Annotated in this window: 22 protein-coding genes; 7 read left to right on the top strand and 15 right to left on the bottom strand. The window is 49.0% G+C overall.

Features of this window, described 5'->3' with window-relative positions; all coding sequences use genetic code 11:
- Positions 1-20: 20 nt before the first annotated feature.
- On the bottom strand, positions 21-311 hold the full coding sequence (gene rbp / locus SPB21_RS17195) for an RNA-binding regulator (RefSeq protein WP_499867256.1): 291 nt from the start codon (positions 309-311) through the stop codon (positions 21-23).
- A 994-nt stretch (positions 312-1,305) separates the two neighbouring features.
- Between rbp and SPB21_RS17190 the strand changes: the two genes are divergently transcribed.
- Positions 1,306-2,361: an MBL fold metallo-hydrolase gene (locus SPB21_RS17190; protein ID WP_163701086.1), complete on the top strand. Its 1,056-nt coding sequence runs from the start codon at positions 1,306-1,308 to the stop codon at positions 2,359-2,361.
- 180 nt (positions 2,362-2,541) lie between these two features.
- Here SPB21_RS17190 and SPB21_RS17185 read toward each other — a convergent pair whose 3' ends face one another.
- Both SPB21_RS17185 and SPB21_RS17180 read right to left on the bottom strand, forming a co-directional pair.
- Complete coding sequence (locus SPB21_RS17185; RefSeq protein WP_499867255.1) at positions 2,542-5,358, bottom strand: WD40 domain-containing protein; 2,817 nt, start codon at positions 5,356-5,358, stop codon at positions 2,542-2,544.
- Positions 5,359-5,469: 111 nt separating this feature from the next.
- Positions 5,470-7,467 carry a C1 family peptidase gene (locus SPB21_RS17180; RefSeq protein WP_499867254.1) on the bottom strand — a complete coding sequence of 666 codons (1,998 nt, stop codon included), beginning with the start codon at positions 7,465-7,467 and terminating at the stop codon, positions 5,470-5,472.
- A gap of 677 nt (positions 7,468-8,144) precedes the next feature.
- On the opposite strand from SPB21_RS17180, the gene SPB21_RS17175 reads away from it, so the two are divergent.
- Positions 8,145-9,377, top strand: coding sequence for an aminotransferase class V-fold PLP-dependent enzyme (locus SPB21_RS17175; RefSeq protein WP_250564945.1), 1,233 nt, complete (start codon positions 8,145-8,147; stop codon positions 9,375-9,377).
- A gap of 290 nt (positions 9,378-9,667) precedes the next feature.
- Here SPB21_RS17175 and SPB21_RS17170 read toward each other — a convergent pair whose 3' ends face one another.
- From SPB21_RS17170 to SPB21_RS17150, 5 genes are all read right to left on the bottom strand, one after another.
- Positions 9,668-9,871, bottom strand: coding sequence for a hypothetical protein (locus tag SPB21_RS17170; protein ID WP_348918289.1), 204 nt, complete (start codon positions 9,869-9,871; stop codon positions 9,668-9,670).
- Positions 9,872-10,129: 258 nt separating this feature from the next.
- The gene (locus SPB21_RS17165; RefSeq protein ID WP_163664632.1) at positions 10,130-10,924 is read right to left on the bottom strand and encodes an ADP-ribosylglycohydrolase family protein; all 795 of its coding nucleotides are present in this window, start codon (positions 10,922-10,924) and stop codon (positions 10,130-10,132) included.
- A 101-nt stretch (positions 10,925-11,025) separates the two neighbouring features.
- Positions 11,026-12,000, bottom strand: coding sequence for a glutathione S-transferase family protein (locus tag SPB21_RS17160; RefSeq protein WP_163664634.1), 975 nt, complete (start codon positions 11,998-12,000; stop codon positions 11,026-11,028).
- 161 nt (positions 12,001-12,161) lie between these two features.
- Entirely contained in the window at positions 12,162-12,956 is a 795-nt protein-coding gene (locus SPB21_RS17155; protein WP_163701074.1) for a phosphoribosylaminoimidazolesuccinocarboxamide synthase, read from the bottom strand.
- A 228-nt stretch (positions 12,957-13,184) separates the two neighbouring features.
- Complete coding sequence (locus SPB21_RS17150) at positions 13,185-13,871, bottom strand: type 1 glutamine amidotransferase domain-containing protein (RefSeq protein ID WP_163701071.1); 687 nt, start codon at positions 13,869-13,871, stop codon at positions 13,185-13,187.
- Positions 13,872-14,086: 215 nt separating this feature from the next.
- On the opposite strand from SPB21_RS17150, the gene SPB21_RS17145 reads away from it, so the two are divergent.
- Together SPB21_RS17145 and SPB21_RS17140 are read left to right on the top strand one after the other, a co-directional pair.
- Positions 14,087-15,013, top strand: a complete 927-nt coding sequence (locus tag SPB21_RS17145) for a LysR family transcriptional regulator (RefSeq protein ID WP_348917968.1) — start codon at positions 14,087-14,089, stop codon at positions 15,011-15,013.
- Between the two features lie 70 nt (positions 15,014-15,083).
- Positions 15,084-16,562 (top strand): amidase, encoded by a 1,479-nt coding sequence (locus SPB21_RS17140; RefSeq protein ID WP_499867252.1) that lies wholly within the window; start codon positions 15,084-15,086, stop codon positions 16,560-16,562.
- A gap of 124 nt (positions 16,563-16,686) precedes the next feature.
- Here the strand turns inward: SPB21_RS17140 and SPB21_RS17135 are convergent, their stop codons facing one another.
- Positions 16,687-17,160, bottom strand: a complete 474-nt coding sequence (locus tag SPB21_RS17135) for an MOSC domain-containing protein (protein ID WP_163702888.1) — start codon at positions 17,158-17,160, stop codon at positions 16,687-16,689.
- A 535-nt stretch (positions 17,161-17,695) separates the two neighbouring features.
- On the opposite strand from SPB21_RS17135, the gene SPB21_RS17130 reads away from it, so the two are divergent.
- Positions 17,696-17,914, top strand: a complete 219-nt coding sequence (locus SPB21_RS17130; RefSeq protein WP_156828329.1) for a DUF2811 domain-containing protein — start codon at positions 17,696-17,698, stop codon at positions 17,912-17,914.
- A gap of 196 nt (positions 17,915-18,110) precedes the next feature.
- Here SPB21_RS17130 and SPB21_RS17125 read toward each other — a convergent pair whose 3' ends face one another.
- The gene (locus SPB21_RS17125; protein WP_006515612.1) at positions 18,111-18,254 is read right to left on the bottom strand and encodes a hypothetical protein; all 144 of its coding nucleotides are present in this window, start codon (positions 18,252-18,254) and stop codon (positions 18,111-18,113) included.
- Positions 18,255-18,744: 490 nt separating this feature from the next.
- On the opposite strand from SPB21_RS17125, the gene SPB21_RS17120 reads away from it, so the two are divergent.
- The gene (locus SPB21_RS17120; protein ID WP_499867251.1) at positions 18,745-19,098 is read left to right on the top strand and encodes a hypothetical protein; all 354 of its coding nucleotides are present in this window, start codon (positions 18,745-18,747) and stop codon (positions 19,096-19,098) included.
- A gap of 139 nt (positions 19,099-19,237) precedes the next feature.
- A complete protein-coding gene (locus SPB21_RS17115) occupies positions 19,238-19,795 on the top strand; it encodes a TetR/AcrR family transcriptional regulator (RefSeq protein WP_499867250.1) in 558 nt (185 codons plus the stop codon).
- Here the strand turns inward: SPB21_RS17115 and SPB21_RS17110 are convergent.
- From SPB21_RS17110 to SPB21_RS17090, 5 genes are all read right to left on the bottom strand, one after another.
- Positions 19,792-20,976: an MFS transporter gene (locus tag SPB21_RS17110; RefSeq protein WP_163664652.1), complete on the bottom strand. Its 1,185-nt coding sequence runs from the start codon at positions 20,974-20,976 to the stop codon at positions 19,792-19,794. The genes SPB21_RS17115 and SPB21_RS17110 overlap by 4 nt on opposite strands.
- Before the next feature lie 95 nt (positions 20,977-21,071).
- The gene (locus SPB21_RS17105; RefSeq protein ID WP_431732022.1) at positions 21,072-21,269 is read right to left on the bottom strand and encodes a Rossmann-fold NAD(P)-binding domain-containing protein; all 198 of its coding nucleotides are present in this window, start codon (positions 21,267-21,269) and stop codon (positions 21,072-21,074) included.
- Positions 21,270-21,434: 165 nt separating this feature from the next.
- The gene (locus SPB21_RS17100) at positions 21,435-22,028 is read right to left on the bottom strand and encodes a DUF8737 domain-containing protein (RefSeq protein ID WP_499061644.1); all 594 of its coding nucleotides are present in this window, start codon (positions 22,026-22,028) and stop codon (positions 21,435-21,437) included.
- A 258-nt stretch (positions 22,029-22,286) separates the two neighbouring features.
- Complete coding sequence (locus tag SPB21_RS17095) at positions 22,287-23,024, bottom strand: SDR family oxidoreductase (protein WP_499061645.1); 738 nt, start codon at positions 23,022-23,024, stop codon at positions 22,287-22,289.
- 176 nt (positions 23,025-23,200) lie between these two features.
- On the bottom strand, positions 23,201-23,803 hold the full coding sequence (locus SPB21_RS17090) for a TetR/AcrR family transcriptional regulator (RefSeq protein ID WP_499867248.1): 603 nt from the start codon (positions 23,801-23,803) through the stop codon (positions 23,201-23,203).
- Positions 23,804-24,156: the final 353 nt, after the last annotated feature.

Here is a 24,156-nt window from a genome sequence, read left to right as displayed (position 1 = left end):
TTTAGTTAGCAGTTAAAAGTCTAGAAAGAGTTGCGACGATAGCCACCACCACCACTACCTGCAGATGCAGTACGAGGCTTGGCTTCGTTGACTCTCATCACACGACCCATCCACTCAGCACCATCTAGTGCTTCGATGGCTTTGGCTTCATCTTCTTTAGCCGCCATTTCTACAAACGCAAAGCCGCGAGGACGACCCGATTCACGATCCATGGGTAAACTGACTCGGTTTACACGACCGTATTCATTGAAAACGTCTTCGATATCTTCACGAGTGACATCATAGGACAAATTGCCCACATAAATAGACATAAGGAAATCCCCTTAATTGAAAAACATGTAGCGAGTTAAACGGAGATATTCCTGTTACTGAAATTGAGACTGCAACAAAACTGATTTCTCTGCCGAAAACTTACCGTACACTATCGTAGCATTTGACTTTAGGATTTGGGAACCCTATGGTGATAGCTTTTTTAGTTAATAGGGTGGAGTTTTAGCTTATTACTTTACTATTTCCGAAATTTAGACCTTTATTGGATTGGCGTAGTGGTGTGTTGCATCTACTAGATCAAGTCAATTCATAGCTCTAAACACACCTAATTCTTGGGCTTCCGTATATTTGCGATTACACGCTGAATCAGGCGTTATACATAGCTATTATTCTATAGGTCAAAAAAAAATACGAAAAACTGCATAATTAATCTGGAGTATGAAAAAATCATGGATGTACGAGCGTCTTGATTCGATATCTATTCGTTCCATAGCGATACGGTTTGAGACTGTGTTAAGCCAATTTTGCCAGGTGAGTGAACTCCTAGAGATATGTTTTAGATGACTATCTCTAAGAGTTCAACTTTAGGGTTCGAAAGTTGCTATTACGTCACTTTTAGCTATTACGTCGCTTTTGGCTATTACGTCGCTTTTGGCTATTACGTCGCTTTTAGCTATTACGCTGCCTTTAATGGGTACTTACTCTGGTCCGCTAGCTTGCGAGAACAGAGACTTCCTTTGTCTGCATTGTTGTTCTAAGGGACTGGAAACATCATTGGTGCAAACGTTCTTAATGATTGGAGATCGCTTCGTTGCCGAAACCATAGGATGGCAAGTCATTAATACATCAGGTATCAATTACGTCAGATATCAAACAGTTCTCTGAGGATTCCTCTATTGGTGCTGCAAAGCGCGATAGTCTTAGGTGGATTAAAATAGCCAGGAAACTTGAAAATCGCGCCCAATGAGTTTAGAAAATGGCTGAATTTGCCGCCAAAATAAACTCGCCTCTGGAACCCAATAAATAGGAGCAAATATGAGAGAACAACACTGGTATGGTGCTCTATTAAGAGGACTAACACACTATCTTTCTCGCAGGTTTCGTCGCTGGCAGTTACTGGTGCTAGCGACAGGGATAACCCTTGGCCTGGTGATCTTGGGGCACGACGCGATCGCACAAACTGATCCGGTTGAGACGACACTTGAAACCGGCCCGACCAATGCCGCCGTCTATCACTTCAAAGTGGGTGACCTTAACGCCATGGTGGTAAGTGATGGTACCCTCTCCTTTCCCGCCAGTTTCTTTGTCCCCAATGCCGACCCCAGTGCCGTAACAGCGGTGCTGACAGAACATTTTCTCTCAACAGAAGATGTGTTTGCCCACGTCAATGCTCTATACATTGAAACTGACGACCATAAAGTGCTGATTGATACGGGTGCAGGCAATGCCTTTGGGCCTACCGCTGGTCATCTGTTGGAAAATCTAGAAGCGGCAGGCATTGCTGCCACAGATATTGACACTGTTATTTTGACCCACGCTCACCCGGACCACATTGGCGGTATTTTAGACACCGATGGTCAGCTACGTTTGCCCAATGCCTGGTTCTACATCTCCCAGGCAGAATCTGAGTTTTGGATGGCGGACACCGTGGAGATGCCTAAGTCGCTATTGGACGAAGAAACACGCACCGGACTCATTGCGGCGGCTAAGGGGAACCTGACGGCAATTCGCGATCGCACCACCCTATTTGCCATGGGCGATGAGGTCATTCCCCATATCCAGGCGATTGATTCTGCCGGGCACACCCCAGGACAAGCGTCATTCCTCATTACCTCTGGTGAAGATAGTCTGCTCTCCACAGGAGATGTGTTCTTTAGCGATCCTCTCAACCTGGAAAACCCGGACTGGGAAGTTGTCTTTGATGATGATCCTGCACAGGGCGTGATGGCCCGTCGTGAGCTACTTGAAACGACTACAGCTGAGCGTCAACTGTTGTTGGTGCCCCATATGCCCTTTCCAGGGTTGGGGCACGTGAGAACCCAGGGGAATGCCTATGGTTGGGAACCTGTTGTCTGGCGGTTTACAGCTTAGCTTACTCCTAAATTTATGGAGATTGGGGTGCAGATCTTCTGTAGAGGTGTGTACCCCATTTCTTGTATTTCCAAGAGAGATTCCAGCAGGGTCGAGCGGCAGGGGTCGCGATTTTGTGGCAGTTATCCATGATCAAGCTGCCTTATACGAAATAATGAATCGTGACCACTCACCATCAGACTACCCGTCGCTACAGATGCCCTGCTGGGCAATGTCGCTCTCGGGATGATTGGTGAGATAGTCCTGGAGCCAGTCACAGCCAACTGCCATGGCCCGATCGAGATCTAGAACGCTGAGGTCCCAGCTGATTAGGGTATCGTCATAGCTGGCTGAAACTAAGGACTGGCCCTCCTGGAAAAACTTCACATCAAGGACAGCATCTTGGTGGCCTGACCAGGATGCGATCGCATCTCCGGATCGCTGCCAGAGGCGAATGGTTTTGTCAGCACTGGCGGAGGCCAGGAGCTGGCCGTCGGGACTAAACTCCACCCCGTACACTTCTCCTGTATGTCCCGCCAGGGTTTGTAGATCCCCTGAACCCACTGTCCAAAGACCCACCTTGTCGTCACTGGCGGCAAAGGCCAGCAAATCTCCGGCAGGGCTATAGTCAAACTGGTATACGCTGGCGGGGTAGTCAATTTGTTCAACCTTCTCGTAGGTCTGCATATTCCAGATCTGGAGGCCGCCTTCTCCGGCGACGGTCATATGCTGGCCGTCGGGACTGAAACCCACATTAAAGACCGAGTCGCCATAGGCCAGAGTGTGTTTTACCGTGCCATCTAGCCGCAGCAGATAAACTGTTCCATCATCTGCGGCGGCGGCAATGGTCTGATTCTCAGTGTCAAAGGCCACACTAACAACCCATTGACCATAGCGGCCCAGGCTGCGGAGGAGCTGACCTTCAGAGTCCCACAGCTCCACTAGGCCAGTGTTTGTGTCATCGTCGCTGCCGCCGCTGACAATATATTGACTGTTGGGGCTGACGCTAGCGTGATAGACAGTGTCGATCTCTCCTTGCAACACATGACTCTTTCCCTCCTGGTTCCAGATCCGGAGGTTGCCATCGGCGCTAGTGGACACCCACTGCCCCGGACCCGGACCAAGGGATACGCTGTAGACATCGCCTTGATGGCCCAAGTATTGCTGGGTCAGCGGTAGATCCAAGGCCCAGAAACGCACAACGCTATCGCGACCGGCGGACAGCAAGCTGCTACTGTCGGGGGTGAAGGCAAAGGTCTGGATCGCTCCCCGGTGCTGCCGTAGAGTTCTTACCAGGGTCTGATCCTGGCTATGCCATAGCTTGACGGTGCGATCGCGGCTGGCGGTGGCAATCCACCTGCCGTCAGGGCTAAAGGCTACGGCGTTGATTCTGTCGTCGTGGGCTACGAATTTTGTGATCAGAGTCCCATCTTGCTGCCACAGATGGACAGTGCCATCGTCGCCAGCGCTAGCCAGGGTTGTGCCATCGGGGCTAAAGGCCACATCCATCACCCAGCTCCCATGACCTGCTAAGAACTTTAAAGACTTACCGTCGGACTGCCACAGCCCCACGGTGCCATCATCACTGGCAGAGGCCAGCAGTTGCCCGTCGGGGCTAAAGGCCATTTTATTTACAATATCCTGGTGACCCGTCAGTTCCATGCTGGTCTGATTAGCCAGGTTCCATAGCCGGGCGGTACCGTCGTCACTGGCCGATGCCAGGGCGTTGCCGTCGGGGCTAAAGGCCAGGCCAACCACAAAATCTTGGTGTCCTTCCAGGGTGTATAGGGGGTCTCCCTCGGCGGTCCACAAGCGCACCAGGCTGTCTTCCCCGGCAGAGGCCATCATTTGCCCGTCAGGGCTATAGCGCACGTAGTTGATCGCTGCACCACCATGGGCGTCGGTCAGGGTCTGGCGCAGCTGCCCCGATGACTCCCAATATTTGATATCTCCATCCCGGCTAGCGGAGACGATCGTGCCATCGGTAGGATGTATTGCAAGACCGTATATCCAGTCGTTATGACCTTCGAGGCGGTTATATTCCTGGGTTTGATAGAGTGCCGTTACCATAGCGGTCCGCACCGACGCCAACAGATCTGGCTGCTTCAGCCAGTGGGCCTGCTGCTGCCGATGGCCCGCCTGGATGGCCTGATTTAGGCCATCCAGGGGATAGCCTTGAGCCAGGGTGGCGGCAGAGGCGGTGGTGAGGGCCGCAATTTCTCGGGTGACAGCGGTGCGTCGCCTCATCTCCCCGACAGTGGCGAAAAGACCAACCAGCAGCAGTAGGCTGGAAATTACCATCAAGGCCAGACGTTGCTGCCGCAGGGTTTGCTTTTGTTGCTGAGTTTCTGCTTGACGACTGGCAAGCAAATAGTTCCGCTGCTGCTCCGTCAGAGAAGAGCTTTGCTGAGCTGGGGACAGCGCCCACTGCTCGAAGAACGCTAGGTTTTTGCCCCTCAGCAACAGACTGGTATCCTGTTGGTGATGCAACCATTCATCGGTCTTAGTGAGCAGGCGGGTGTGGACACGGACAGCATCGAGATCTTTGCTGAGAGAATCGCACAGGTCGGTAAAAGCGGACTCGAATTGGTCGGGTTCTTTGTCAGGATCTGGAAAAAAGACCCAGTTAACGTTTGCGATCTTATGATTCACTGTCTGAGGCTCAACCGTTTGGTAGAGAATCGGCACTAAACGTTTGTTGTGGGCAATGGCACAGTCCACTTCATTAGTGCATTCTGCTGATGCCACAGAATCAGGGCTCATGATGTACAAAAAATTGTCTGCTGCAACAATCCCCTGACGAATTTCTTCTCGCCATTGAGACAGTAGGGGAATCTCTTCCCAATCTACCCATAGCTTGTAACCGACGGAGCGGAGCCGCTTCACCAGTTGTTGCACAAAGGCCTTGTTGCGTCTGGAGTAGGAAACAAAGAGATCGTACTGGCTGCGAGGGCTCTCTTGAACAGTATCAGGTGACGCGTCAGGTGACGCGTCAGATGACGTAGGTGAAAAATCCATTGGGAACACTGGGTAGATGGTAGTTAGGTGTAATCGTCTGGGAAGCACCAGGCTGGGGCTCTAGTAAACGGGCTCTAGCAAACAGAACGTGGGACACCACTGGCGCAAAGCCTACTTGTCCTTTTTCGTTTTAATCGGTGTCGTTAAACGAGTATCAAGACCGTAGTTGCTCACCTCTACCCACTTGGTGGTCAGCAGCGTCCACCAGTGGGTGGCCAGTCCCTGGAGCACATAATCATAGGACAGCCAGCCATAACCTTGCTTGCCCCAGTCAGTTCCCCAGGAGTTTTGAATCAAAAAGGCCCGGCGATCGTCGTCGTAGCCTATCGCCAAAGCCGCATGGCCCGTCACCTGGCTGTTGTTAGGGTCGTGAATTTGCTGCTTGAGGGCGCTGATTTTCTCTGAATCTATCGGACAGACAATATTACCCCCGTTAGTATATGTTTTGCCGTAGGGCTGATCGTAGGTTGCATCGTGGATAAAGCCAAAGACAGCAGGAAAGCCCGAGGCTAGAATCACTTTAATTTGAGACAGGATGATTTGAGCACATTCCAAGGTCGGCTCATTGGGGGACCCAGGATTCTCTGTTATGGGATCCAATCGGAAATATTTAAGTGCCTGATAACTTTGGGCAAAGGCGTAACAGAAGGGGCTGGGCTCTAGATCAAAATCTGGAGAGCTAGAAGTATAGGGCCAGTAGCGCTCTTGGGGAATCCCAAATAGCTGTAGTGCTTTAAAGGTTTGCCGCAGGGAAGCGCCGATATCGGTAAAGTCGGTCATAAATTCGGCGATTTTTTCATCGTCAATGTACTTCTGCAGCTGTGCGGTGGACGTAAACGCGACCTCCATGTCTGCCTTAAGCTGTTGCAAGAGAGCCTGCTGCTTTGCCTCGGAGACAGCCTGGCCGGTCTCGGTTTTGAGGTATCGACCATATCGTTTCACTGCGTCAGCTCCTAGTTCCCCAGCCCCCAACCGACGAGCAACCTTATATAAAAAGCGAGCGGAGAGATGGCTTGGGGTAAAGGTACCATCTGCTGATGAGCCCTGGGCGTAGCGATTTTGGAAATATTCCACCAGGGATGCAATGGCGCTGCTGGTACAGGCATTCAGGCTCCCTTGGTCCTTGACTGGCGAACACCAGTAGGATAAATCCACGACCCGAGGCAGCTCTAGCAGGATGTCTTCGCCATGGGTAATGCGATTCACCAGATGCCGAGTCAGGGGCAGTTGCAGTTTGATCGTCTTTGACTCCCCAGTAACCGAGTCTGGATCAGTAGTAGGGAGCGGAAACTGACGAATTTTAAGCTTGTCCCCCGATGGTCTAGTGGGTGATATCAAATTTTTGAAGTTGGTGAGGTTGGCTATTAGCTCTGGCTGCTGCATCAGCTCCTTTAGCATTTTTGAATCTGTGAAGTTGGTGAAGTTGGCTATTAGCTCTGGCTGCTGCATCAGCTCCTGTAGTATTGGTGCATTGGAGAGCTTAGCTATCAGCTCCGGTAGCAGGTGAAAAGCATCCTCAATCAGCTTTGAATAGGCTGCTTTTTTCTGTGCTGAAATAGGAGAAAGTTCCTGCAGAGCACCCTCAACCTGTGCCAGCAGCTCATGGTTAAATGCTACGCTTTTTGGCAGATTTGCTAGGCTGCTATCTAAAATCTTGGCGAGGTGCTGGCTGATTTCCGTGTCGATAGGGGGGGCGATGCGATCGCTATTGACCATATCCTTCTGGGCCTGGTAGTCATTCGGTATCACCAACTCAGCATCAAATAACTCTATGTCCGAATCAACATTAGCCAGAATCTGTTTAATGTTGTTTTGAAGATGCTTGATCGATGTGTTCAGCAGCTCATTCGAGCTAGCATCCTTTGTAAACCACTTTTTAAGGGATCTAAAAAATCTCGGGATGAGGTTTTCCTCAGATAGCTCCTGCTGGGTAGCCGCTAAAATTTCTTCATCATTCTGGGTAATTTCCTGCTTGGCCTTTTCCAGGAATCGAATAAACTGTTTGGTCACTTTTACACGGGTTAAAAGCGCCCTCACTTCTTGATTTTCTAGCTGGTAATCCTGGAGACTCTGCCCGTCAGTAATCCAGCCAGTTTTGCGATCGCCCATAGTACTCTTAGCACCCCTAATAGTGTTAGATACGATTGACTTTGCTCAAGTGCGAAAAAATCGTCAAAAAAGTCAGCAGTCAAGCTGCTACTTGGATCAGCCACCAACAGCTTGAGTGACCGTAGGTACCAATCTCTCCTTAAATTTGTAACTTCTTTGTAACTTCCTTGTAACTTCTTCTCCGAAACTACGGACTGATTTTTCGGACATAACTTAGTAAATTATCAAATTATTACCTGATTTCACGATCCGTTATGCTCAATCGCAGCAATTCTCAGTATGAGATCTTGGCATTGAAACTAGCCCCTAAAGCTCGGTTTTCTGAACGAAAAAATGGGCTTTCAATCCCTGGCTGATTTCAAAACAGCTCTGTCTATTGAGGGATAAAACAGTATTCATTGGTACCGTTCATCTGACAAAGTGGAGTGTGGTGGTTGCTCCATCTGTGGTCCACGCTGTTTTGGTGACTCGACATTGATGGCGACGAGTGGATTAGCCTCGCTATGGGACTATTACTGTTATTGCTTGATTGAGCAGACCATCGCCTAACAAATCTGTTGCCATAGAATAATGTAACGCTCTAGCATTGCCTGCACAAGGATTAACATCTCCCTGAGCGAGGCGAGATCATTATAAGCTAATGACTACCTACTGTTGCCTGAGATGAGGAGAGAACTTTGACGCAGTTAGATTCACAGTTTATTAGAAGTCAATTTCCTGCCTTTGCAGAACCGTCATTAGACGGATGGGGCTTTTTTGAAAATGCAGGCGGGTCCTATACATGCCGACAGGTAATTTCCCATCTAAACGACTACTATACACAGACCAAAGTTCAACCTTATTACAATTATCCAGCCGCACAAAAAGCTGGTGCGGCAATGGATGAAGCCTACCGTCAACTAGCTGCATACCTCAATGTTAGCGAAGATGACGTTCATTTTGGCCCATCCACTACCCAGAACCTCTATGTTTTGGCCCATGCCTTCCGGGAGATATGGCACGAGGGGGACGAAATCATCCTCTCTAATCAGGATCATGAGGCCAATGCCGGATTTTGGAGACGTCTTGAAAAAACAGGCATTGTGATTAAGGAATGGCGCATTGCCCCTGAGACAGGTAGGTTGAATCCGGATCATCTGGATACCCTGTTGTCCGATAGAACCAGACTGCTGGCATTTCCCCATTGTTCCAACGTCATTGGCCATACTAATCCGGTCGCAGAGATTGTCTCAAAGGTAAAGACTGCGGATATCTGTGTTGTTGTTGACGGGGTAGCCCATGCCCCCCATGGCCTGCCGGACATTAGGGCTCTGGGGGTCGATATTTATCTGTTTTCCCTATACAAGACATGGGGGCCACATCTCGGTCTCATGACTATTAAAAAAGAGATCATGGATAAATTACCCAACCAGGGACATTCCTTTAATGCACATAGTGCTCGGAAAAAGATGTTGCCAGCTGGTCCGGACCATGCCCAGATTGCTGCTGCTGTTGGTGTAGCCCAGTATCTGGATACAGTTTATGAGCATCATTTCTCTGAAGCTGTTAACCATGCAGAAAAGGGACGGCAGCTTAAGAAACTGTTCCAAGAGCATGAGAAAAGCTTGCTAAAACCTCTTCTGGAGTGGCTACGGCAGCGCGACGATATTTCCATTATCGGGCCAGATGATCCAGCGTTGCGCGCGCCCACTGTATCTGTCGTACCCAAAAAGAAATCCATTGATGAGATATGTGCGGTACTAGCAGAAAAGAAACTGATGGTAGGGCAGGGAAATTTTTACAGCATGCGTCCGTTAGCGGAGATGAATATTCCCGTTGATACTGGAGTTTTGCGATTATCGTTTCTCCATTACACAATCGAGGATGAGATTAGCCAATTGATTAACGGGCTTGCCGCTGCTTTGGATTAACACGATAAACCTCTCCATTTGCGCATGGGTTAGTCTAATCCGCCACTATCAATGCCAAAGCACATACCCGGCACATAGGATATGGCATCGGAAGCTAACCACTGGGGCGTTGCGCATGTCGACTTGTATGTAGGTGGCTTCGTCACCCATGGTGCGGCGGGAGAGGTTTGGTCTGGTTTTGGTGTTGGTTAGTTCTTTAAACGAGTGCTCCTGTAGGGGGGGATCTATCGGAACGATTGAATTGGCCTACAGCGCGCGCGCCCAGGCAAATGCTTGAACAGATATGCTTATTAGCGGTAGCTAAGCATATCTGAAAAAAATATTAATGGTCTGGCAAAAAAATGGTTGATCACTGGGCCAAAGATTGTGGACAAAAGTCTGTTCAGTGGAGTAGAGAGCTCTTTTCCAATATTAAAGGCTTCCTTAAGATCCGCTGGTTTGGTTTCATCGAGACGTTCTCGTTCGATGCCGATGTAGCCACGATTGCTATGGATGCTAGACCAGGCGAATTGCTGTTTTACGGTGAGGGGACGGTTAAAAAAAGCCGCGACTGATCAAAAGCTTGATCAATCGCGTATAAAGGAATGCCGTGGTTTTTTAGCTATGGAAAACCCACACCGTGGCAGGCTCGAAAAATTGCTTGCGCGGTGTGCTGCTGACTTTTTGGAGTGCCGACAAGAAATGTGGAACAGTCGATTATCGGTATCTCTGTTTACTGAGGTTGAACGTTATCAGTGTTCATTACCCAAGGATTAAGCGGCTTGTACTTGTAACACCTCTCTTACAAATTCGGTCTGAAACTCGGTGATTAAATCTTGCTGACCTTCATCCAGTAAATCCCACACTAATGTCTGTAGTGATTTTGGCACCTTTGGATAAAAGGCCTCCGCAATACCACCAGCAATGGCGGCCAGGCTTTTAGCATCACCCCCGAGGGCAATGGCTTTGCGAACAGCATCTTCAAAGTCCTTGGAGTACAGGAATGCAGTAATAGCTGCTTCCACAGTGTCTGTTGCTAAGCAGCTGAACTGATAGCTTTGTTGCAACTCTTGGTAAGGTGTCTTAAAGCTATAACCAAAAATACTGGTTAACAGCTGTGAGATGGTCTCCTTTGGAGCCTTTTCTTTGGCTAGAAAGATAGCAGCAGCAGTTGCTTGGGCACCTTTAATGCCGTCAGGATGGTTGTGACTGACCATGGCAGAGCGCTCAGCTTCTTCCATAACCTCTTTAAGATTGTCAAATGCATAGGCGATGGGGGCCGCTCTCAGTGCGCCATCGTTACGACAACTGTAGTAAGGCTTTAGGCCATTTGTCTTAGCCCACTCACTAAAGCTGTTGTTGTACCCTCCCTTTACATCGGGATACCAACTATACCAACGTGTATAGCTTTCTTCGTATTCCCCGCCATAGAGCAAGTAGTCTGCAGTAGCCAGTGTAAAAACTGTGTTTTCTGTCCAGTGGCTATCTGGAGTAATCAGTTCAAAGTCTTGGATTTTGGTGCGTTGATGGGCAGAACCAAACGCATCTCCAAGAATGACTCCGAGCATATCTTAGTTAATTGATTTCCATCGACATTCGCCGCTTCCGCATTCTAACGTATATGTGTTCAAGTGGGATACTGTTACTGATTAAAACCTGAAAATATCCTTTACAACTTGCGTTTGTGAGGCTTCATAAAGTTGATTTCCGGACCTTTGGGAACAATGCTGGTTGGATTAATGGTTTCATGACTTTGGTAATAGTGGCGTTTAATATGTGAGAAATTTACCGTTTGTGCCACACCAGGCATTTGATATAGCTCGCGCACATACCCCCAAAGGTTTGGATAATCCACAATCCGCCGCATGTTGCATTTGAAATGTCCGACATAGACTGGATCAAAGCGCACCAGCGTTGTAAACAATCGCCAGTCAGCTTCGGTAAGCTGATTACCGGTAAGATAGCGCTGATTAGTTAGAATCTCTTCCAGCCAATCAAGGGATTCAAACAGTGGTTTTAAGGCTTCTTCATAGGCTGTCTGGGTAGTGGCAAAGCCGCATTTATACACGCCATTATTGACGGTGTTATAAATACGTTCATTCAAGGTATCAATTTCTTTTCTGAGCGAATCAGGATAGAAATCTCCTGATTTAGCCCCAATTTGATCAAACGCACTGTTAAGCATGCGTATGATGTCTGACGATTCGTTGTTAACAATAGTTTGAGTTTGTTTATCCCATAGGATAGGTACGGTTACCCGCCCAGTATAGTTAGGGTCAGCATGGGTATAGATTTCATGTAAAACCTTAGCATTAAATAAAGAATCGGCAATGACGCCTTCTCCTGGTTCAAAGGTCCAACCATTGTTACCCATAAGCCAATGGACAACAGAGATCGATATGATCTCTTCTAGGCCTTTTAAGGTGTGAAAAATTAGGGTGCGGTGTGCCCAAGGGCAGGCGTAAGAGACATAAAGGTGATAGCGTCCAACTTCTGCCTTAAAGCCACCTGCTCCTCTGGGGCCAGGGGCACCATCAGGTGTAATCCAATTGCGGAATTGAGAGGCCTTACGAACAAAGCGTCCGCCGGTACTACTGGTATCGTACCATTGGTCTTGCCATATGCCATTGACTAATAGTCCCATCGCTATACGCTATTCTGGTAAAGTTCACTGTTTGAAATGTTGACAGTACTTCAGCTTCATAGCTAATAAGCTAAAGCACCCAACGCCTAACATCTGACAGCCAGGCAAAACGGGTATTTTATTTAGCGGTAAGTCCCTAAACACTCATGCTTAGCTTTTATCTAAAATCGTTTCTCTTCTAGCCAGGTTCCGTCGTTGCCTACAATCATATAACGGTAGTTTTGATCGGCAACTTGCCAATAGTCTTCTAGTAGAGCTGTGTCAAAATTCCCAGGGACATTAATTTCAAAATAGCCATTTTCTGGCACCCAGGCAATCCACCAGTCGCTGTTTTCATAGCCTATGGAGTTCCAGAAGTTAAGCCGGACTCTCTTTTCGGCCATGGCACCGATGGGGAAATTAACCTGTCGCCAGCTTGGTTGTCCCGCGTTGCGTAACAGGCTATCGGCTAGGTTATAGGGCTGGCTGCGACCCTGACTAAGATAGGCCCAGCTGTAGCGCTGTTTTTCGGTCAATAGGATAAACACAGTACAGCCGTCATACACTCCGCGTAGTAAACGGCCCTCATGGGTCATGACCTGGTAGGGAGACAGTCCCATTCCTGGTGCTTTCAGACGTTCTAAATAGTCTTCTTCGGTGAGGTAGTCTCGACTATCAAAGGAGAACAGTGTCTGAAGTACTTGCTGCTTTTGTTCTCCGTCGAGCGTATCAAAAGCTTCTGTTAGAAAGACCTGGCCGTTTTCAATACGTTCAAAAACACGGGCGTTACCCCATGGATAGCTGGTCTGGTTTTGTAGAAATTGGAAATGGGCGGTCATTGTAGGGCGATGCCACTCTACACTACCGACCCAATCGGGGCAGTTGGCCCAGGCTGGGGTTAGCTGAGTCAACCAGCTGATAACAATACCAGCGGTGATGCCAGAAAAGAATAACGTTTTGGATCTGAGGGATACCATCGCCTTTTCCAGATTGGTGAGGCTATTGTAGCCGCCCAATTTTGCCTTAATAGGTGCTAAGTGACACTTTTGCGATAAGAATCTTGATAAAAGTGGAAGGTGATGGAGGATAAGGAGAGTTCAAGGGGAAGAGGGAGTAAGGGGAGGCAGTTGTTTACTCTGTGCGATCGCATCCGACTTTCCATCAGCGTGATGCGATCGCACACCACTCAAAAACTTTTCCAAAGCCTACTTTAACGCCGCCAAAACAGCCTGAGCTGCTGGTTCAGACGAAGCTGGATTTTGACCCGTAATCAAGTTACCGTCCTGCTTAGCAAAAGCTCCCCAGTCTGGACCGGCTTCAAAGATTGCCCCCAACTCCCGCAGACGAGTTTCTAACAAGAAGGGAACAACCGTGTCTAATGCAACTGCCTTTTCTTCACTGTTGGAAAAGGCAGTGACTACTTTACCCTTGATCAACGGCTCCCCCGCAGAGGTTTTCACATTCACCAATCCAGCAGGCGCATGACAGACAGCTGCAATGATTTTCTCTTCCTCATCAAAGGCTTCAATCAAATTGCTCAGGGTAGAACTGGTTGCAAAGTCCCACATGGTGCCGTGACCACCGGGCATAAAAATAGCGTCATAATCACCTGCATCAACCTGGTCAATAGCCAGGGTATTGGCTAATGCGATTTGGGCTGCACTATCTGCTATAAAACGCCTTGTATCGTCAGTTTGACTCTCTTCTAGGTGACTTTTCGGATCTAACGGAGCCTGGCCCCCCTGGATAGATGCAAGCGTAACAGTGGCATCAGCATCTAAAAAGGTGTAATAGGGACAGGCCAGTTCTTCTAGCCAGAACCCAGTGGCATGTCCGGTGTCACCTAGTTGGTCGTGGGATGTGAGAACAATCAGAATACGAGGATTAGCCATGGAACGTTGCTCCTAACGAATTTAGAAAATCTGAAAAATTTAGCACAAAGAAATTAATCCGAAAACCCTAAAGCACGCTAAACCAATGCTATTTTGCCTAACTGTCAATACCCGTCGGCATTGTCTTAAAAGCCAGTACTACAGTCCCAGTTGGGTCGAATCGGTCAACTATATGCTTATTGTTGCTCAGGCAATATAAAATCGAGTTTAGTTAAATGACCTTTGCTCAGCAGCAACAATATAGATCCATGGGCATTTGGGATGGTGTGTCAGAATTTGTGACCGTGGTGGATGCAGGCAGTTTCTCCGCTGCCGCAAAGCGGCTGGGCGTTTCCACATCCTATGTCAGTCGTCAGGTGGCTGCTCTGGAGGAGCGATTAGGCATTCGGTTATTGGCCCGCTCCACCCGTAAAGTGCGCATGACAGATGCTGGAGCAGAATACTATCGTCGCTGTTCTGAACTGGTGGCAGGGTTAGAAGAAGCCAACCAGGTGGTGGTGGGTGAGACGGCTGAGGTGGTGGGTCGCATTCGCGTGTCGGCAGCAGGAGCTTTTGCAGAACGCTATGTGGCCCTCGCTTTGGCAGAGTTTGCTCGACAGCACCCCCAAGTGCACATCGACATCGACTTTAATACCCGTAATATCGACCTGATTGATGAAGGGTTTGACTTTGCCATTCGCTATGGAGTGCTGCAAGATAGCAGTCTGATTGCTCGCAAACTAACCGGGCGCACCCTGGTGGCCTGTGCCAGTCCTGACTATTTACGGGCATGGGGTAAGCCCATCGAGCCAGAGGAACTGCGCGACCATGCTTGTTTAATTGCCAATACTGACCGCTGGCGATTTTCCTACCCTAATGGAGAACGGTTTATCCGGGTATCTGGGGTCTGGCGTAGCAACAATGGACCAGCGTTAGCAGCAGCAGCTGTGATGGGATTAGGCATTGCCTATTCGCCTCGGGTAAATTTGGCGGAAGCTTTAGAGGCTGGACAGGTATTGCCTATTTTGCAAGACTTCTGGGATCGGGATCGCTCTACCTGGATTGTGTATCCCAATCGTCAGCATTTACCTTTGCGGGTACGTCGGGCGATTGATTTTTTGGTGGACTACTTTCGTCAGCGTCAGGAAACACTGGCTGTGTAGTCTAACGCCTACCGTCTTCACCTCCAGGCAATCCTATAATGTGTCCTTTAGCCTATGGAAAATCAATCTAATGAGCGATCTGGTGTTTCTACCTGCCCATAAGCTGGCAAAAATGATTCGGGACGGCAAAATCTCTGCTGTAGCGTTGCTAGAAGCTCATTTAGACCAGATTAATCGATATAATCCTCGGCTGAATGCTATTTGCACTTTGGATGCGGAGGGGGCAAGAAAACAGGCGCAACAAGCAGACGATGCTCTGGCAAAAGGAGAAAATTGGGGACCTTTGCATGGTGTGCCCATGACTGTAAAAGATATTTTTGAAACTGCTGGTCTCCAGACAACGGTGGGCTATCCGCCTCTAAAAGATTATGTTCCCAAGCAGGATGCCACCGTGGTGGCTCGTCTAAGAGCAGCTGGGGCTGTAATTATGGGCAAGTCTAATTTGGCGGAACTAGCGGCAGATTTTCAAAGTACGAATTCTCTTTTCCCTCGGGTGAATAATCCCTGGAATGTTGACTATACAGCTGGAGGGAGTTCAGGCGGCAGTGCGGCGGCAGTGGCAGCCGGATTATCGCCGCTGGAGATTGGTAATGACATTGCTGGATCGGTACGTCAACCCGCTCATTTTTGTGGAGTATATGGGCTAAAGCCAACAGAGCGAAGGATTTCCACAGCAGGTCATATTCCAGAAACACCTGGAATGCCCCACTGCCTGCGGCAAATGCTGACCATAGGGTGCTTTGCCCGTTCCATAGAGGATTTAAGGTTGGGATTCTCCTTGCTAGCAGGTGCCGATCCACGACGCCCAGAGATTCCGCCAGTGCCTTTAGATGTGCCTTCTGGCAAAGAACTCAGTGAGCTAAAAATTGCGTGGATTTATGAATGGCCAGAGATTCCGGTAGCCGCTGAGATTCTTGCAGCGATGCAAACGGTGGTACATACTTTAACAGAAGCTGGAGCCCAGACAGATCAATGGTCACCAGGTGATTTTGATTTGTCTGAGATATGGACGCTGTATGGTCAAATGGCGGCCTATCTTAATAACTACGCCCAACCTAAGGATTGGTATACGATCCGACGCAGTTTAACACTGTTATATCGAACGGCAACCCAGGGCGATCGCAACCTGCGTCAATTAGGTAATTTTGCCAAGTTCTGGCCAGAGCTGTTGCGACCTAGCCTCAAGGGTTACTTTGAAACCCTGACGGAGCGCGATAACTATATTGCTAGGTTGGATGCAGCCTTAGAACCATGGGATGTCTGGCTGATGCCCGTGGCGGCGACAGCAGCCTTTACCCATCGACCTGCCTGGACTGCTGTGGAAGTCAATGGCAAACAATATCCCCACAGTATTGCCAATGGTGCCTATACGATTCCATTTAGCTTAAGTGGCCATCCGGCGGTTGTCATACCCGTGGGGCAAACATCTCAAGGACTACCGGTAGGGGTTCAATTAGTGGGAAAACGTTGGCGAGAGATGGAATTGTTAAGCATTGCCCAAATGTTAGATCAATACATTGGAGAATGTTGGCAACCACCGGGATATTAGATGCCACACCTTGTAAGGTGCCCTATCCATGCACCGAAACCAATGCGGCACAAACGAGGGGGGGCTTTATCAGTGGGTTCTGGTAAGACCCTTAGACAGCCGCAGCCTTGCAGGGCAAATTGTTTCATGTGAGCTGTATGTTATTTCCGACGTGGACAAGACCCGGAGATAAAACGCGGGCATAGAGACGACTGGTACCGGGATGGTGTTTTTGGCTAATGCGGCTGTAGCGACGATCGCTGAAGTAGCGGCTAATGTGGCGGCAGGGGGCGGCATAGTCGGTGATCAGCAGCCGAACTGTATCGCCAAGCTGAAGTTGCATATTCGGTTCAAGTTGTGCCCACGTGAGGCCAGCCACCGTGATATTTTCGCCAGTGCTGCCTGGTGCTATGGGGTGGCCTTCGTTTTGTAAGGTTTGGATGATATCGGCGGACCAGAGGCAAACGGCACGGTCTGGGCCACCGTGATATTTGAGGTTGCGTTGGCGATCGCCGGTGAGACCAGCTGGGGTGATTTGAACTTCGAAAATAGGGCGTTTGGGAGTGCCGCCGTCAGAGATGTTGATTTGGACGATTTGACCTGAGGATATTTTTTTCATAGGTATTAGGCAGTGGTCATTGGCATCTACCCCCAAAAATTAACGAAGGTTGGCGTTGAGCAGTATTTATGAAGTGCCAACTTTCGTCCCATGCCACCGAGGTCTATTTGCGTAAATTTGCGACTTTATTTTTCTTAAGAATAGAAGGCGTTTTCCCCAGGGTTTTCCGTGACTTTTCCCCAGTTCACATGGAGTTATCCACAAATTAAGACGAAGATTCAGTGCATTCAGCCCTTTTGTGGAAAATGATGAAGACCGGGGATCGCTCTCAGTTTGTAACGATAATTAACAAAAAAATGGGCTGAACCCTATTGGTGTCGTCAGCCTAAATTTCGAATTAGAACATTCCCAAAACTGACGGACATTGCGAATTCCTAGGGTCTCCTGCACAATGAAACACCACTGCATCAGGCGACCTAGTTGCGTCTTCTTTGTCCTGTGTTCCAAATGTCGTTAGCCCTCCGTGGCACGCTTGGGCAAAGAGTTTGTACTAGGCTCCAGTTTGTTGTGTCTATACATTTATCTCGTTATCTTTATGACTCCAATGACCACAGCTCCAGCCACTGTCAGCCTCATGATCGAGATTCCCGAAACGCTACATCAATCAATGCAGGATTATTTGAGCACCCATGAACTGTGGAGCCAGGAACGGGTGATGCAGGCCGCTCTGTCCCTCTTTCTCATGCAAAATGGTGTGAATCAGCCCCAGGTGAATAAACTCTACCTGAACAGTTTGTTCGGCTGTGCCGCATAGCGGTTGATCGGCTACGTGCTCTTCATCGTGAGTGTCCAATCCGCCCGTGTCCAGTCATCGGTCCTGTCGATGATCTTAGCGTCGGCATCAGCGACTCACTCAGCGGTGCAGACATTAGGCTTAATGACCTAAAAGGGTCCTGATCAATCGATCAGGACCCTTTTAGAGCTAATAAAAAAGAGGAGAGTAAACAGCCTTACATTTGTTCAGTAGCAACCTGCTGAATAGTACGCATCAACATAGAGCGCTGACGGTTGCGCGATTGCTGACGATTGGCATGCTTAAGAAGGCGTCCTTTATTCTCAACAGAGGTTAGGGGAGTAACAGGATGTAGTGTCATGGGATTAACTTCCTCAATACAACGTGATGTGTCTAGAAATTGAGGTGCGTTCCTTCGGATGGCAGTGCATAGAAGCTCTGCTGCCTACTTCCATGACCCAACTCACTAGCAAAAGAAGTAATGAATGGATCACGAACGTTCATTTCTGTATCTATTGTTACCGTTTTTCTAGAAAGTCGTCAAGTGTTCTGGTAAACATTTCTAACTTTAGGCATCTAAGCTTTAGGTATTTGACCGACGGTGCTGCTCATCATTGCACTGTCAGTCAATATCAAAAAATGTGATTCTTATGGGCGTACTGGGCACTATTGCTCTACGAACAACGGCTGTAACTAATCATTGAAAGTTCTGCCGTTGCTGCTTGAGAGGATGAATCGATCGGCCAGACTTACCCTAAATTCGTAATTTTTCAGATTAAATCTTTCTGAGGATCACTTTCTGAGGATCAGTAACGCCAAAATTACTACTCATACGCACGCATATGGAGAGTATGAAACCCTTACTCACAATTTCTATCGGTGTTGGCTCTGCTTTAGTGTTCTTTGGTTCTGCTGCCCAGGCACAGTACGATTCGTTTGAGCCCCCATTGGGTTTTTATGTAGATTATGTTTGTTCCAGTCAAGAGGGATTGGAAGACCTCAATGTCGAGTTGTTTACCACCCAAGGGGGATTATTTCTGACTAGTGACGAGAGAGATTTTCCTCAATTTCTGGGGGTCAGCGACGAGCTGAGTCCCTATGCTGACTACAACGAATTTGGTGAGCCATGGGCATGGGAGTATGAGTTTACTGGCAGTTCAGTAGATGAACAATTATTCTATGATATTGTTCTGTTAGATCAGTAGAACTCTGATGACAGTGAGTATTTGAGAGTAACGCAGTATCCGCCAGAGTTGGATGGAGCACCTCGGGCACCCGTTGTTCTGAATTATGTTTGTGAGGTGACAGGAGCCGGTGTAAATCCTTTCTTGTAGGCTGCTGGCATTGGATTTATTGCATCTTCAGGTATTTTATGAATGTGGGCTGCATGCGGTGGGTGTGGACCGGGTGATTGCTGAGGCGAAAATTGCGAAGACGAGCCTCTATCGCTACTTTTCGTCAAAGGATGCGTTGATTCAGGCGTACTTGGAGCAACGGAATCAGCAGTTTTGGCAGTTGTTGGAGGCATTTTTAGCGAACTGTGACCCTGAGCCCATGGCTCAGCTGGTAGGCATTGTGGATTTCATTGCCCATTTGCTAGAGAGGTCTGACTGTCAGGGCTGTCCGTTTTTGCTGACGGCCAGTGAGTTTGCGGATGCAGAGCATTTATCGCGGCAGGTGGTTTTGGAGCATAAGGGGAGTGTGTGCGATCGCATCACAACCCTAGCCACAGCTGCCAATCTCAACCAGCCCAAAACCCTGGCAGCCCAACTAACAATGGTCATTGACGGCGGCTTTTCCCAAGCCCGATATTTAGGAACTGAGCAGATCGGCCATACTTTTAAGAGTGCTGCCATGGCCTTAATTGCCCAGGCTGTTGCAAAGTCATGCAAGTCGACCTAAACCAGATGCTGACTGCGCAATCGCTTTTGCTGTAACCACAGCACCACCAACAGAGTGAGCAGCACCAGCGGCCAGCTCATCTGATTAAGAAGTTCCCAGTCAAACCGATGAAATATTGGCCCTGCTAGGAATGTAGCTAGAGCGACAAAGCTAAACATAATAAAGTCGTGGATCGCCTGAACTTTTCCTTTCTCCTCAGGTGTATGGGTTTCTGTGAGTAGGGTGGTGGAACCCACGTACATAAAATTCCAACCTAGGCCCAGTAACAATAGGGCAATAGTAAAGTGCCAAAAGCTGGTACCGGATAAATTTAACCCCATACAAGCCAGATTTAGCACTGTTCCAGTCACGATAATTTGCAACGTGCCGAATCGCTTAATCAGCCAGCCCGTCACCAGCGAGGGAGCAAACATGCCAAGCACATGCCACTGAATGACAGAAGCCGTTTGCTCAAAAGAGTAGGTTGCTGCTGCCATGGCCAACGGCGTAGCCGTCATCACAAACGCCATGACACTGAAGCTGACAGTGCTTCCCAGGGTAGCTACCAAAAATTTAGGCTGTCGCATAATCTCGGCCAGCGGTCGTGTGTTCTGGGTATGGTGAGCTGATGTCATTGAAGGAATCTGCAACCCTAATAACAAAAGACTCGTGAATACATGTAGCCCCAGCAATGCCACTAGCGCACCGATGTATAGCTCACTGTTAAACCATCCTTGTGATCCTGTGGCCAACCATGGTCCCAGAATGGCTGCAATGATACCGCCTGCTAACACCCAAGAAATTGCTTGCGATCGAAATGCGCGATCGGCCACATCAGCTGCTGCAAAACGATAGTAACCAAAAAAGCCACCGGAGATACCGAGCACCGTCATGGAGAGGGTAAACAGCCAAAAATTAGCAATGGCGAGACTATAAATACCGACACCCGTACCAACCAGACCGATAAAATTGCCCATCAGAAATCCATTGCGTCGCCCAATTCTCTGCATGAGTAGTGAAGCTGGGATCGTGGCTACCATCATTGCAACTTGGCGTATGGCCAGTGGTAGTGTGGCCAGGGCTTTGTCTGTGGCGAGGGCGTAGCCGATGAGAACAGCAACAGTGACCAAGACCGTATTAATGGTCATGGCCGTCGCCTGACACAAGGCCAGTAGAGCAACCTGGGATTTAGCGGATTTCATGGGGGTGGGTTATGAGTAGGCTTCGAGCCTAGCATGTTTGTCCTTGGAGATCTATTTGTGATCTGTAGTATGGCTATCTATGGGATTGATTTAGGTTAAAACCGTTCTACCCAGGGGCGTAATTCTATTTCCCAGGTCCAGGCGCTGCGGTGTTGTTGCAGAATATGCCAGTAGCTGGTGGCATATTCATCCGGTTCCAGAAATCGATCAGGACTGTCCGCAGATTGTTGTTGCCCTGGTGGCAGGATGGCTCCATCGATAATGACGATGAGCGCTGTTTTGAAATCTGTCATGGTTTTTCCTTGGGGGATATGGGATGTTATATCAAATCCAAACGTATGGCTGCCTCTTGTGGTTACCCTGCGATATCTAGCAACACAAACCGAAATTCCACATTACGTAGGGGCATCCCTTGTGGATGCCCTGCAATACCAAGAGCCACCAACCGAAATCTCACATTAACGGGAAGCTATCTGTCGCCGCTGTCTAAGCAGCGCATCAATTGCCATAATACTGCTTGCTCCGGTCAAGGGAACGCCAAATAAAGGAATGAGCACAATAGGGAAAGTGGCAATATTCTCCATCAGAGGCACTTGCAATACGGTGAAGGTAAGCCCAGTGCCAACGGCAAGAATAAAATCAAGCTGACCGAACAGGTGGAACGCGATGTACTTTTGGATGCTTTCTTTGCCTAAAAGGATGATAGGGACTAGGAAGCCGACGGCTAAGTCACCGTAGCCAGCGTTGATGACGAAGCGTTCTGGCAAGAGGTTTTGACTGCCGTAAGAGAGAAAGGCAAAGCCTGCGACGATGCGCCATAGGTGGAAGATGACTAATTGTCGGGGAGGTAGGTTGTTGATATAGATGTTCAGTGCTGGGTTGCGGTAGTAGAGGACGACTAGGATAGTGAGGCTGAGGATGACGAGTAGGGCAATGCCGTTGGCAGGGATGTGGGTGAAGAGACCGAGATAACCGGTGATAGCGACGGTGGTGGCCCATATGGAGAGAGAGAGGAAGACTTTTTGTTGGGTATTTTTATGAGTGTAATGCATGATGATTGTCCTTTTTTGAGAGTAAGTTCTAAGAGTGTCCTCCCCTTACCGCCAGGGAGCTGTCTTAGGCGGAGGAGGGCGAGTGATGGCGTAAGTTTTCGAGCCTCCTCCCTGGCGGTTCCCCTTTGTTCGGAGAACCCTGCCTGAGGCAAGTGTTTAGCCTTGAAATAAGGTTTCTTTTTAGGAATGGTGCAGTAATGAGTCCTGCTGCTCATAAGAGCTACAAGAGTACTAATGGTGCAGACAATTTCTGAAGTTCTAAAGTGTTGCCCAGCCACCATCAACCAGGATCTCTTCGCCGAGCATGTAGGAAGAATCATCGCTGGCTAAGAACAGAACGGCTTTAGCAACCTCGTCAGGTTTACCAAAGCGACCAATAGGCGTACGTCCTAGCACTTGCGCAGGAACATCTTCAGGCAGATCCATCTTTGACCAGATAGGCGTTTCAATAGGACCAGGGGCGACTGCATTAACCCGAATCTGACGATCTAGCAGTTCTCTGCTGAGGGAACGGGCGAGAGAGCGAACAGCGGCTTTAGAGGCTCCATAGATGCCTTCACCAGGGAGGGCGGTTTGGTCGAGAATAGTGGTTGTCAGAATAATGCTGCTGCCATTGTTCATCAGGGGCTCTAGTTTTTGGACGGTGAAGAAAGCGCCTTTAAAGTTAATGGCAATTTCTTGGTCGAAGTCGGCTTCGGTAACATCGCGGAAGTTGGCACGTTTGGCGATGCCTGCATTGGCAAAGAGAATGTCGAACTGGCCAACGATTTCTTGGACTTGGGTAGCGAGAGAGTCAAGTTCATCGAGGGATTGGACATCGGCTTTGATGCCAGCGACATTGGAGCCAAGAGCAGCAACAGCTTCATCGAGGCGGGTTTGGTTGCGACCGGTGATGATCACCCGTGCGCCTTCGGCAATGAACAGCTTTGCGGTTTCAAAGCCGATGCCAGTGGTGCCGCCAGTGATAACTGCTGTTTTGTTAGTTAAACGTGCCATGGTGATACCTCCAAAGGTGAATAAATATTGACTGATCGGTCTAGGTTTTTGCAAAAAAATACCCCTCATCCCCCAGCCCCTTCTCCCCGAGAGAGAAGGGGAGTTAGAGAACGTGGATCTTATTCAAAATAAGAAGATCTTCAGTCTTCAAAGCCCTTCTCCCCAGGGAGAGGGATTTAGTGTGAGGGGGGCTCTTCCTCTAAAAGTAGCAACGCGGATTGCACTGCGCCTTTTAGGGTGGTGTCGTCTTCCATGACTCTGCCCAGGAGGGCAATGCCCTGGGTGGTGCAAAGTAGCAGGCGAGCCAGGTCCCGTGGGTTTTTGTTGGGGCTTAGCTCTCCGGCTTTTTGGGCGCGGGTGAGGGCGCTGCTGAAGGTGTCTTCTAGCTGACACAGGTAGCCGCGCATAACTTTGGCGATGGCTTCATCGTCGGTATTGAAGTCGGCGATGTTGGTGCCGAGCATACAGCCGCAGCTACCAGGGCGACCATGCATGGTTTGCCAGTCGAGGAGTAGCTGTTTGATGTTGTTAAGGGCAGAACCCTCTGCTGACAGGCGTTTGCGGATATCTCGCAGCGTAGTATGGGCGTAGTGCTCCAGAGCTTTGAGAAACAGCGATTGCTTGTTGCCAAAGGTGTCGTACAGACTCTTTTTGCCGATACCCATTTGCTTGAGCAATTGTGAGAGGCTAGCGGCTTCGTAGCCGTGCTCCCAAAACACGTCCATGGCCTTGCTAAGGGCGATTTCGGTGTCAAATTGCTTGCTGGGTCCGCGTGTCATGGGTCTGGGTGGTTGACGACCTTGATTTAAGAATAGCGAACTTAGACTAACTGGTCAAGGTTTATTTTGGATTAAGTTTTAGAGCTTGGCTGGTGTGGGTTTGGCAGAATAGCGGGGATGGTTTCTGGAGATGGTTGGTATGACGCGGGATGAGTTGCTGGAGGTGATTGAGGAAGCGGCGAGGACTGGGGCGACGAAGTTGAATTTGTCGGGGCGGGGTTGACGGAGTTGCCGCCGGAGATTGGGCAGTTGACTCAGTTAGAAACATTGCAGTGGGGTTGGAAACTTTATGAAGGGCAATTGATTCGGACCCAATTGAGTGCGCTACCACCCGAGATTGTCCAGCTGACGAG

Source organism: Leptothoe sp. ISB3NOV94-8A (assembly GCF_043421595.1).
Lineage (GTDB): Bacteria > Cyanobacteriota > Cyanobacteriia > Phormidesmidales > Phormidesmidaceae > Leptothoe > Leptothoe turfae.
Note: the sequence above shows the minus strand (reverse complement) of the source record. Positions and strands in the feature narration are given on the sequence as shown.